This window comes from Pseudonocardia pini (assembly GCF_013870575.1).
GTDB classification, from domain to species: Bacteria; Actinomycetota; Actinomycetes; order Mycobacteriales; family Pseudonocardiaceae; genus Pseudonocardia; species Pseudonocardia pini.
Genome location: NZ_JACBXB010000097.1, coordinates 1 through 11,141, shown reverse-complemented (window position 1 = coordinate 11,141; position 11,141 = coordinate 1). Strand labels below are relative to the sequence as shown.

11 protein-coding genes are annotated in these 11,141 nt (G+C 73.1%); 7 read left to right on the top strand and 4 right to left on the bottom strand.

Annotation, left to right across the window (positions count from 1 at the left end):
• A partial coding sequence (locus tag H5J29_RS08795; RefSeq protein ID WP_181780424.1) for an AMP-binding protein occupies window positions 1-805 on the top strand: 805 nt, incomplete at its 5' end.
• Here the strand turns inward: H5J29_RS08795 and H5J29_RS08790 are convergent.
• Window positions 723-1,685: an AraC family transcriptional regulator gene (locus H5J29_RS08790; protein ID WP_181780423.1), complete on the bottom strand. Its 963-nt coding sequence runs from the start codon at window positions 1,683-1,685 to the stop codon at window positions 723-725. The genes H5J29_RS08795 and H5J29_RS08790 overlap by 83 nt on opposite strands.
• Before the next feature lie 136 nt (window positions 1,686-1,821).
• Here H5J29_RS08790 and H5J29_RS08785 point away from each other — a divergent pair, with 136 nt between their 5' ends.
• The 3 genes from H5J29_RS08785 (at window position 1,822) to H5J29_RS08775 (ending at window position 3,483) form a co-directional block, all read left to right on the top strand.
• Window positions 1,822-2,673 (top strand): NAD(P)H-binding protein, encoded by an 852-nt coding sequence (locus H5J29_RS08785; protein ID WP_181780422.1) that lies wholly within the window; start codon window positions 1,822-1,824, stop codon window positions 2,671-2,673.
• Entirely contained in the window at window positions 2,670-3,104 is a 435-nt protein-coding gene (locus tag H5J29_RS08780; RefSeq protein ID WP_181780421.1) for an anthrone oxygenase family protein, read from the top strand. Before H5J29_RS08785 ends, H5J29_RS08780 begins: the two co-directional genes overlap by 4 nt.
• 103 nt (window positions 3,105-3,207) lie before the next feature.
• Window positions 3,208-3,483, top strand: a complete 276-nt coding sequence (locus tag H5J29_RS08775) for a hypothetical protein (RefSeq protein WP_181780420.1) — start codon at window positions 3,208-3,210, stop codon at window positions 3,481-3,483.
• Between the two features lie 177 nt (window positions 3,484-3,660).
• Here H5J29_RS08775 and H5J29_RS36160 read toward each other — a convergent pair whose 3' ends face one another.
• Window positions 3,661-4,662 carry a Gfo/Idh/MocA family protein gene (locus H5J29_RS36160; protein ID WP_181780419.1) on the bottom strand — a complete coding sequence of 334 codons (1,002 nt, stop codon included), beginning with the start codon at window positions 4,660-4,662 and terminating at the stop codon, window positions 3,661-3,663.
• The gene (locus H5J29_RS08765; protein WP_181780418.1) at window positions 4,659-6,122 is read right to left on the bottom strand and encodes a peptide MFS transporter; all 1,464 of its coding nucleotides are present in this window, start codon (window positions 6,120-6,122) and stop codon (window positions 4,659-4,661) included. Before H5J29_RS08765 ends, H5J29_RS36160 begins: the two co-directional genes overlap by 4 nt.
• Window positions 6,123-6,236: 114 nt before the next feature.
• On the opposite strand from H5J29_RS08765, the gene H5J29_RS08760 reads away from it, so the two are divergent.
• The gene (locus H5J29_RS08760) at window positions 6,237-6,635 is read left to right on the top strand and encodes a VOC family protein (RefSeq protein WP_181780417.1); all 399 of its coding nucleotides are present in this window, start codon (window positions 6,237-6,239) and stop codon (window positions 6,633-6,635) included.
• 469 nt (window positions 6,636-7,104) lie between these two features.
• Here H5J29_RS08760 and thpR read toward each other — a convergent pair whose 3' ends face one another.
• On the bottom strand, window positions 7,105-7,614 hold the full coding sequence (gene thpR / locus H5J29_RS08755) for an RNA 2',3'-cyclic phosphodiesterase (RefSeq protein WP_312858122.1): 510 nt from the start codon (window positions 7,612-7,614) through the stop codon (window positions 7,105-7,107).
• A 69-nt stretch (window positions 7,615-7,683) separates the two neighbouring features.
• Here thpR and H5J29_RS08750 point away from each other — a divergent pair, with 69 nt between their 5' ends.
• A complete protein-coding gene (locus H5J29_RS08750) occupies window positions 7,684-8,502 on the top strand; it encodes an MOSC domain-containing protein (protein WP_312858121.1) in 819 nt (272 codons plus the stop codon).
• A 370-nt stretch (window positions 8,503-8,872) separates the two neighbouring features.
• The gene (locus tag H5J29_RS08745) at window positions 8,873-10,459 is read left to right on the top strand and encodes an alkaline phosphatase family protein (protein ID WP_181780414.1); all 1,587 of its coding nucleotides are present in this window, start codon (window positions 8,873-8,875) and stop codon (window positions 10,457-10,459) included.
• The last annotated feature ends 682 nt before the right edge of the window (window positions 10,460-11,141 follow it).

Genomic DNA, 11,141 nt, shown 5'->3' with positions numbered 1-11,141 from the left:
GTACGCGCACCCGGGGCTGGGGGAGCTCCGCCCCGCACCGGACCCCGCCGCACCGGCGGTGATCATCTGGACGTCGGGCACGACGGGCACCCCGAAGGGCGCCTGGTTCGACTCGCACAACCTCGCCGCGGCGGCGCGGGCCGCGGGCGTGATGAGCAGCCCGTACGACCGCAGGCTCGTCGCCACGCCGTTCGCCCACGTGGTGCCGATCGCCGTCGGTGTGTTCGCCTACGCCGCCACCGCGGTCAACGTCCTGCCCCTGGAGCTGGACCCGGTCATGCCCGGGGTGGGGGTCGCGGTGACCGGGGTGGTCGCCGGGATCACGATGGGGACCGGCGTGGCCGTCCAACCCGTGGTCCGACGCCTGGGCACGACCTGGTCCGGCGCGATCGCCCTCGGCCTCGGGGCCGTGGGCACCGCGGTCGGCCTGCTCGCCGACCGGAGCGGGATCTGGCAGCTCGTCCTGCCCGTCTCGGTGCTGCTCGGTCTCGCCTACGGCATCTGCCTCGCGACCGGCCTCACGCTCGTCGCGCGGCTCGCCGACCCGGCCGCCCGCGGCGCCCTCACCGGCACCTTCTACGCCTGCTCCTACCTGGGCTTCTTCGTGCCGTTGCTGCTGGCGACCGTCGGCGGCGGGCGGTTCGCGCCGGGACTGGCCGGGCTCGCCGTCGTCTCGGCCGTGGTGGCGGTCTGGCTGGCCTCGCCCACGGCACGCAGGCTCGTCAGCTCGCCCACTCCGACAGGTCGTCCCGCACCCGCAGTGCCCGACGGGCCGAGCTCGGCGACTCCCCCACCACCCGCGTGAACGCCCTGCTGAAGGCCGCCTCGGACCGGTAGCCGAGCTCGGCGGCGATCCGCGCGACCGTCTCGCCCGCGGCCAGCCGGTCCATCGCGACGTGCATCCGCCACCGCGTCACGTACGCCATCGCGGGCTCGCCGACCAGCTCGGTGAAGCGGGCCGCGAAGGCGGAACGGGACATCGCGACCTCCGTGGCCAGCGCGGCGACCGACCAGTCCCGGGCGGGCTCGCGATGGACCAGCGCCAGGGCCCGGCCGATCTGGGGGTCGGCGAGTGCACCGAGCCAGCCCGTGCGCGCGGCGTCGGTCTCCAGCCAGCTGCGGATGGCCTGGATGACCAGCACGTCGGCCAGCCGGGTGATCACCGCCTCGCCGCCAGGCCGCAGCTCCTCGACCTCCAGCGCGATGAGCCGGAGGGTGTCCTGCAGCCGCCCGGTGAGCGGCGAGACGGGCACGTGGATCAGCTCCGGCAGCAGCCCGACGAGCGTGCGGGCGGCCGGGTGGTCGAAGCGGACGGCGCCGCACACCATCGTGCTCTCCGTGCCGCCGCCCCCGTAGCGCAGCACGGCGTAGCGGCTGTCCGGCATGTCGTGCGGGATCGCCATGATCGACGGCGTGGGCACGCCGGACCCGCTGGACAGCACGTGTCCCTCCCCGCGCGGCACCAGCACGAGATCGCCGACGCCCATCTCCACGGTGGCGTCCCCGACCTCCAGCTCGCAGCGCCCGGCCGTCACCACGTGGAACCACAGGCACCCGGGCATCGCAGGCAAGCTGAAGCCCCACGGCTCGGACAGGTCCGAGCGGCAGTAGTACGTGCCGGACATCCGCAGGACGTGCAGGGCCTCGCCCACGGCGTCGGAGGAGGTCCACGGCGGCTGCGTCATGGGGACAGCGTGGCGACCCGCGGCGACCACGTCCAGCCGTTCTGGACGATCGAGCATGGAAGCCGGACGCACGACCATTCTGCGTCCCGCCTCCTGGCGGCAGTCTCGGACTCGTCCACCGACGAGGGAGTTCGACATGATCACTGTTCTGGGAGCCACGGGGAACACCGGCCGTCGTGCCGCGGTCCGGCTGGTCGAGGCGGGCGAGCAGGTCCGCGCGGTGTCCCGCTCGGGCCGCCCCGTCCCGGGGACCGAGACCTGGCAGGGCGACGCGGGCGACCGGGAGTTCCTGACCCGGGCGTTCACCGGGGCCGACGCCGCGTACGTCCTGCTGCCGTTCGAGCTGTTCGAGGCGGGCTACGTCGCCCACCAGGACCGGCTCGGCACCGCGGTCACCGAGGCGCTGCGCGCGGCGCGGGTGCCGTACGTCGTCGCCTTGAGCGCGGTCGGCGCCGAGGTGCCGGGCGGGACGGGCTACCTGGCGAGCCTGCACGCCCAGGAGCAGCGGCTGCGCACGCTCGACGCGGACGTCCTGTTCCTCCGTCCAGGCCTCTTCTTCGAGTCCTTCCTCTACGGCCTCGACGCCATGCGGGCCGAGGGCGTCCACGCGGACACCATCGACCCCGCGGTCCGCCTGCCGATGGTCGCGACCGGCGACGTCGGCGACGCGGCGGCCGAGGCCCTGCTCGGCCGCACCCGGACCGGGGTGCGCGAGCTGCTCGGACCCGCCGACCTGACCGTTCCGGAGGCGATCGCGCAGCTCGGGCCACGGGTCGGGCTGCCGGACCTGGGCTACGTCCGGGTGCCGGACGAGGCCATGGTCGACGCGCTCACCGGCATCGGGATGCCGCCGGACGTCGCCGCCCTGCACGTCGAGATGAACGCCGCGTTCAACTCCGGTCTCGTGCACAGCGCGGGTCGCACGGCGGACGCGACCACGCCCACCACCGTCGCCATCTGGGCCGACGCGCTGGGGGTGCCGGCATGACCGCCGTGCTCACCACGGTGACGGCGGTCGCCGCGGCCCTGCTCGGCGGGCTCTTCCTGGCCTTCTCGACGGCGGTCATGCCGGGCCTGCACCGGCGGCCGCCCGCGGAGGCGGCCGGGGCGATGCAGGCGATCAACCGAGCCATCGTGAACCCGGTGTTCGGCACCCTGTTCGTAGGGACGGCGCTCGTCGCGCTGGCCACCGCGGTGCTCGCCGCCCTCCAGGGATCCTGGCCGGTGGTGGCCGGTGCCGTGGTCACGGTCGTCGGGGCACACGTCGTCACGGTCGCGGTGAACATCCCCCTGAACACCGCGCTCGACGGCGCGCAGGCCGACGCGACGGCCTGGGAACGCTTCGAGGGTCCGTGGAACCGTGCCCACACGGTGCGGACGCTGCTCACGGTGGCGGGGGCGGTACTGCTCGTGGTGTGAGCGGTTCGGGGATGGCCCGGGAGGGGCGGAGCAGGCAGCATGGGCTGCCGGTCCGCTTCCCCCGGGCCTCGTCCGTTCACCCAGCAAGACCCTCGGGGGACCCGTGCATCAGTACGAGCGCCGGCGCTTCGCCGCCCTGCGCGCCGACCAGGAGATCATCGGCCGGGCCGCGGCCTGGCTCCGCCACGACGCCGTCCAGGCCGGGTACGCCGGTCTCGACCGCCCGGAGTACGCCTTCGGCCTCGCCTCCCTGCTCGACGAGATCGCCCTGCGCCTGGGAGACGACGAGCGCCTGCGCACGCACGCCGTCCGAGTGTGCCGGACCATGCTCGGCGACCGCATGGACATGCCGACCACCCGCCGCACCCGCCGCCGCTGACGCCGCCCGCACGCCGCACGCCGCACGGCTCACGGCTCACGGCTCACGGCTCACGGCTCACGGCTCACGGCTCACGGCTCACGCCGAGATGAACGTCAGTGTCGTCGGAGGCATGATCAAACAGCACTGACGTTCATCTCGACTTGTCCACAGGGCTGTCCCCAGCTGTGGATCGAACTAGTGTTCGAGGTCGGCGGGGCCTTCGTGCACCTGCAGGCCGAGCTGGTCCGCGACGGCCGCCATGATGTCCTGCACCGCCACGGTGTCCGCCAGCGGCATGACCGGGCTCTCCACCCGTCCGGCCCGGATCCCCTCGGTGACCTCGGCGATCTCGTGCGAGTAACCGGCGCCGAGGGCGGGCAGGGACAGCTCTTCCGGGGGGTGCCCGTTGCGGAGCACGAGCAGCGCAGAGGGGTGGTGGAAGCGCGGCGGGACCTCGATCCACCCGCCCGTCCCGACCACGCGGGCCATCCCCGGGGACTGGCAGCGCAGCGAGGCGAACAGCGTCGCCGAGCGGCCCTCGGGGTAGGTGAGCAGGATCGACTCCTCGACGTCCACCCCCTCCGGGGCCAGCTGCCCGTGCGCGACGACGGTCTCGGGCCGCCCGAGCACCATCTGCGCGAAGGAGATCGGGTAGACGGTGAGGTCGAACAGCGCGCCGCCGCCGAGGGCCGGGTTGAAGAAGCGGTCCTCGGGGTCCGCGTTCTGCTGGGCGCCCAGGTCCGCCTGCACCGCGCGGACCTCGCCGATGACACCCTCCGCGATCAGCTCGCGGAGCTTCACGACGGCGGGCTGGAAGCGCGTCCACATCGCCTCCATCACGAACACGCCGTGCTCGGCGGCCGCGGCGACGATCTCCCGGGTGGCCTCCGGCGTGACCGTGAACGCCTTCTCCACCAGCAGGTGCTTGCCCGCGCGGATCGCGGCGAGCGCCATGGCCCGGTGCTGCGGGTGCGGGGTGGCGAGGTAGAGGACGTCGACGTCCGGGTCCTCGAGGATCGTCCGGTAGTCGTGGACCGTGGGGATGCCGAACTCGTCCGCGAAGGCTTGTGCGCGATCCTTCGAGCGCGACGCCACCGCCGTCAGGGACGCCGAGGCGACGTGCGGGAAGTCCGCCGCCACCTTCCGAGCGATCCGCCCCGGCCCGACGACTCCCCAGCGGACTGCCCGGTCCGTCACTTCACGCCCTCCATCAGCCGCTTGAGCAGCGGCGTCGACAGCATCACGAGCAGCCCGATCGCGATCGCGACCGCCCCGAGGATGCCGAAGTACGCGGTCTCGGACTCCTCGCTGTAGAAGCCTGCCAGGGTCCCGGACAACGCGCTGCCCAGCGCCACCGAGAGGAAGAACAGGCCCACCATCTGCGCGCGGAAGGCCTCCGGCGCCAGCTTGGTGGAGATCGACAGCCCGACGGGCGAGATCATCAGCTCGGCGACGGTGAACACGAACAGGATGCCGACGAGCCCGAGCAGCGGCGCGCTGTTCGGCCCGCCCCCTGCCATCGGCAGGAACAGCAGGAACGCCACGCCCATGATCGCCGTGCCGAGCCCGAACTTGATCGGGGTGGCGGGCTGGCGGCTGCCCAGCTTCGTCCACAGGGCCGCGAACACGCCCGAGAGGATGATGATGAAGACCGGGTTGATCGACTGCACCCAGCCGACGGGGAACTCCCAGCCGAAGACGTTCCGGTCGAGGCGCTGGTCGGAGTAGAGCGTCACGACGGTGAACTGCTGCTGGTAGAGCGACCAGAACGCGGCGCTCGCGACCCACAGCGGGATGAACGCGAGCACCCGGCGCCGCTCCACCGCGGTGACCTTCCGGCTCGTCAGCAGGAGGGCGAAGTAGCCGATGGTCGCGACGATCGTCACTCCGATGACGGCGAGGTCCAGCCGGTCCGCGCTCAGCACGCCGGTGAGGGCCAGCACGACGATCGCCACCAGCGCCACGGCGACCAGGACCAGCATCCGGGTCCGCTCGTGCGCCGCGAGGGGCGAGGGGATCTCGCGGGCCTTGTCCGGGAGGTGCTTGCGCCGGATCGAGTACTGGATCAGCCCGACCGCCATCCCGACCGCGGCCAGCCCGAACCCGACGTGGAAGCCCGCGACGTCCGCCAGCCAGGACGTGAGCAGCGGGCCGACCAGGGCACCCAGGTTGATGCCGAGGTAGAACAGCGAGAATCCGGCGTCGCGCCGCTCGTCGCCCGGCGCGTAGAGGGTGCCGACGAGGGCGGTCGCGTTGCCCTTCACCCCACCGCTGCCGAGCGCGATCAGCACCAGCCCGACGCCCACGCCCAGCATCCCCGGCAGCACCGACAGCGCGATGTGCCCGGCCATGACGACGACCGCGGAGTAGAAGAGCGTCCGCTCCGCGCCGAGCACCCGGTCGGCGAGCCAGGTCCCGATGATCGTCGACAGGTAGACGAGCCCGCCGTACGCCCCGACGATCCCGGTGGCCGTGGCCTCGGAGATCCCGAGGCCGCCCTGGGCCGCGGAGTAGTACAGGTAGATCAACAGGATGCCCTGCATGCCGTAGAAGGAGAACCGCTCCCACAGCTCCACCCCGAACAGGGCGGACAACATCGAGGGCTGACCGAGGAAGCCCCGGTCCACCGGCGGTGCAGCCGGCCGCGTGTCGCTCATGGACTCCAGCCTGTCAGTGCTGGTCGCGGTGGTCATGACCCCGAACCGATGACATTTCCCGGGCGGTACGGTCTCCTCCTCCGACGGACCCCCGGCCCACGAAGGAGCACCCCGATGGCCACGACCTCGATCTTCGTCAACCTGCAGATCTCCGACATCGCCACGACACGGTCCTTCTGGAGCGCGCTCGGCTACACCTTCAACGAGGACTTCTGCTCCGAGCAGTCGGTGTCCCTGGAGATCGGCCCCGGCATCTACGCCATGCTGCTCACGCCGGACCACTTCACCACCTTCACGGTCCGCCCGGTCGCGTCCGGGGAGACCGAGGCGATCCTCGCCCTCGGCGTCGAGAGCCGCGAGGAGGTCGACCGGATCGCCGACGCCGCGCTGGCCGGTGGCGGCGCGAAGGCGCAGGACCCGCAGGACCACGGCTGGATGTACGGCCGCTCGTTCCTCGACCCGGACGGCCACCACTGGGAGGTCACGTACATGGACCTCAGCGCCGCGGGCTGAGCCCCCCACGACGACGAGGGCCGCACTCCCCGCTCGGGGGTGCGGCCCGGTCCGACAGAGTGTCCCGCGCGTCCCACACAGCCCCGCGAGTCCCACACTCTCGACGCGCGAGTCCGACACAGGAGCGCGCGAGTCCGACACCGCCCCGCGAGTCCCACACTTTCGACGCGCGAGTCGGACACAGGGGCCTGTAGGTGGTCCCTCCTGAAGCTGGCGAGTCGTCCCCGCGAGTCATCCGCTCCAGGCCCGCGAGTCGCTTCCCGAGGCGCAGCAGGTGGTCGTCCCGAAGGCCGAGTCGACCTCCGAGCCCCCGCGAGTCGCCCTCCCACAGCGCCACGAGTCGCCCTCCCGGAGCGCGCAGATCGTCCTCCAGACGCGCTCGAGTCGTCCTACCGACACGCGCGAAGTCGACCTCTCGACGCGCTCGATCCGCCCTGCGCGGAGGCCCCGGTCGTGCCAGGGGACGGGACTAGCCGCTCAATGGCCAGGCTCGCAGCGGGGTGTAGACCGGTCCCGGCGAGCTCTGGAAGAGCACGATCTCGTCGGCCTGCCAGGCGTCGCTCCCGAGCGCCTGCAACGCCTCGACCAGCGGATCCAGGTCGGCGCGGCCGTAGGCGAGGGTGAGGTGGGGGCGGAAGGGGTGCTCGTCGGCGCCCGCGCCGGCCGCCTCCCGGACGGCCCCCGCGAGGACGGCGAGCCGAGCGGTCTCCCCCGCCACCCCCGCCCACAGCACCCGGTCCCCGAACCGCCCCGCGCCCCGGAGCGCGAGCCGCAGGGGCGCTGTCCGTTCGGCGACGGCGCCGAGTCCGGCGACGAGCGGATCGAGCGAGTCCGCCGCCACCTCGCCGAGGAAGCAGAGCGTCACGTGCCACTGGGCCGAACCCGTCCACCGCACCGCCGCGTCCCGGTGGCGAGCCAGCGCCCGCTCCAGGTCCGCGACGACGACCGGCGGAGGAACGACCGCCACGAAGAGACGCACGCCCCGATCCTGCACGAACGGCACTCTGAGTGAGCGAAAATGCCGTTCGCTCGCCCGTACGATGGTCGGGTGTCGCTGGTCGTGAGCTCACTCGCCCGGTACCCCGTGAAGTCCTGCCGGGGTGAGTCGCTGCGGGAGGCGGTCGTCGAGCCGTGGGGGTTGGCCGGGGACCGACGCTGGATGATCACGGACCCGGACGGCACCTTCGTCACCGCCCGGACCCTGCCGCGGCTCGTGCTCGTCCACCCCGTCCCGGACGAGCAGGGGCTGACCCTGCACTCCCCTGGCGTCGAGCCCCTGCGGGTGTCCTTCCCTCGGGTCGAGCCGCTGGCGGACGTCGTCGTCTGGCGGAACCGGGTCAAGGCCACCTCGGCGGGCGAGGCGGCCGCGGGCTGGCTCACCGCGGTGCTCGGCACGGACGTCCGGCTCGTGTACCTCGACGACCCACAGCGCCGACCCGTCGATCCCGAGTTCGGCGCGCCCGGCGACCGGGTCTCGTTCGCGGACGGCTACCCGCTGCTGCTGACCACGGACGCCAGCCTCGCCGCACTCAACGCCCTGATCGCCGAGGGCCGCAACGCCGCGGAGGGCCCGGTGCCGATGGTCCGCTTCCGACCCAACGTCGTGGTCTCGGGCGCCACGCCCTGGGCGGAGGACGAGTGGTCGCGGCTGCGGATCGGCGAGGCTCGGTTCCGCGCGGTCAAGCCGTGCTCGCGGTGCGTGCTCACGACCGTCGACGCGGAGACCGGGGAGAAGGGCCGCGAACCGCTCGCCACGCTGGCCCGTCACCGCCGGATCGGCTCGATGATCGTGTTCGGCACCAACCTGATCCCGGACGATCCGGGCGCCGTCCTGCGCGTCGGGGACGAGGTCGAGCCGCTCGGCTGATCGGAGCGCCCGTTCGCCGCGTGCGGGTGAACCGCGCCGCGGCGCGGACCGTGTCGCTAGGTGTCGGGGCACCACGGCCCCGACCCTTCCGCGAGGAGCGCACGTGCACGAACCCGGGGACGAGGCACCCGAGCCCGGTGGCCGGGCGGACGACCACCGGAGCGCGAGACGTGCGAGCACGGCGGTGGCACCCGAGTCCGACGGCGCGTCCCCGCCGGTCCCCCCTCAGCGCGGGACCAGGACCCGGCGGCGCGGACGGACCACGGCATCCAGCGCGAGTCACACGCCGCCGGAGGGCGGACTCGCGGGGTCCCCGAGGACTCGCCCACCTTCCGAAGGCGACTCGCACACCCCCGGAGGGCGACTCGCGGTGGGTGTCGGGTGGGTGCTCACGGCGCTGGCCGCGGTGCTCGTGCTGGGGGCGTTGACGGCGCCCGGTGAGGTCGCCGAGCTGGCCCCGGAGGCGTTCCTCCGGATCCCGGTCGAGGCCCTCGTGGGCGCTGCGGTCCTGCTGGTCCTGCGCGGCCGGGCCCGCCGGATCGCCGCACTCGCGGGAGGCGCCGCCATCGGGGTGCTGGTCATCGTCCGGATCGCGGACCTCGGCTTCCGCGCCGTCCTCGCCCGCGGCTTCGATCCCGTCCTCGACCTGCCCCTGCTGGGCAACGCCGCGGACTTCCTCACCGAGTCCTACGGCCGCGTCGCCGCGATCAGCGCGATGATCGCCGCCGCCGTCCTCGCCGTCGGGATCCCGGTGATCATGGCTCTGGCCGTGCGACGGCTCGCGGGCCGGCTCCCCGGCGTCCGGGCGCTGGGCGCCGTCACCGTGGTGTGGCTGGTCTGCGCGGTCACCGGGGCCACCCTCGCGCCGCCGGTCCCGCTGGCGAGCCGGAGCGCCGCGGCGCTGGCCGTGTCGGTGGGCAGGCAGATCCCCGTCAGCCTGCACGACGAGCAGGAGTTCGCCCGCATCGCCGCGGACGACAAGTTCGCCGGCACCCCTCCCGACCAGCTCCTCACCGCCCTGAAGGGCAAGGACGTGGTGGTCGCGTACGTCGAGAGCTACGGCCGCAGCGCCGTCGAGGACCCGCAGTACGCGCCGCAGATCGGCGCCACGCTCGCCGCCGGGACCAGCAGCCTCGCCGGGGCCGGCTTCGGTAGCCGCAGCGGGTGGCTGACCTCGCCGATCGCGGGCGGCGGCAGCTGGCTCGCACACGCGACGCTCCTGTCCGGCCTGTGGATCGACAACCAGCAGCGCTACCGCAGCCTCACCACCAGCGACCGACTGACCCTGAGCCGGGTGTTCCAGCAGACCGGGCGCGAGACCGTCGGGATCATGCCGGGGACCACCGAGCCGTGGCCGGAGAGCCGCTTCTACGGCGTCGACAGCTACTTCGACGCCCACGGCCTCGGCTACCGCGGACCCGGTTTCGGCTGGTCACCGATGCCGGACCAGTACGCGCTGGCCCGCTTCCAGGAACTCGCCTACGGCAAGCCCGGCCGCGGCCCGTTGGGCGGCGAGATCACGCTGACCTCCAGCCACACCCCGTGGGTCGCGGTGCCGGCCCTGCGGCCCTGGGACGAGATCGGCGACGGCTCGACCTACGCGAGCGACGTCGAGGGCCTCGACGCTCCCGACGTGATCTGGGAGAACCCCGACCGCGTGCGCACGAACTACCGGGAGTCCGTGGAGTACTCGCTGAACTCGTTGGTCTCGTGGGTGCAGGACTACGGCGGCGACGATCTCGTGCTCGTGGTGCTGGGCGACCACCAGCCGTCGCCGATGATCACCCACGACAGCCCGAACCACGACGTCCCGATCTCGATCGTCACCCGCGACCAGCAGGTCCTCGACACGGTCGGCCAGGCCTGGCAGTGGCAGCCGGGCCTCGCGCCGGGCCCCGACGCCCCGGTGTGGCGGATGGACGCCTTCCGCGACCGCTTCCTGAACACCTTCCGATAGGGCCCGTGATCGTCACCCCGCACGGCGGGTCGCTCCCGGTCGACGATCGTGACGGGCGGTGGGCAGGCAGGGGGGGCGTTTCCGGGTCCCTGGACGACGTGATCGCCGACTCGGCGCGCAGCCGCGGTTTCCGACTGCGCAAGGGTGATCATGAAGGCGCGGCGGGGATTCTGACCCTTCACCATGATCACCGTTGTGGCGCGCTCCGCCGCGGGGATCGCGGGCCGTCGCTCCAAGACGGTGATCATGGATGCGAGGGCCCACCTGCCACCCCACGATGATCAACGTTCAAGCAAGGACTCAGCGCGCCCCGAGGCTCCGAAGGTCGATCATGGAGAGCGAAGAGCACGGATGGGCGGACCTCACCGGCCAGCGATGATCACCGTCCCGGCACACCCCACCGCGTCGAGCGCGGCTCCCCGCGCCACAACAGTGATCATGAGATAGAGCGGGCCTCACCACCCACCGGTGATCACCGTCTCGACACCCGGAGCCGCGCACACCGCGGCGGACCGCACCCAACCAGTGATCATGAGCGGCCACGGAACGCCTACGCCGCCAGCAGGTCCAGGTGCGGCACGACCGCTCGCAGGGTCGGGTCGGCGAGGCGGCGCTCCAGGTAGGGCCCCGCCTCGGCCGCCAGGCCGGGCTCCTGAGCACACGCCGCGGAGATCCACCCCCG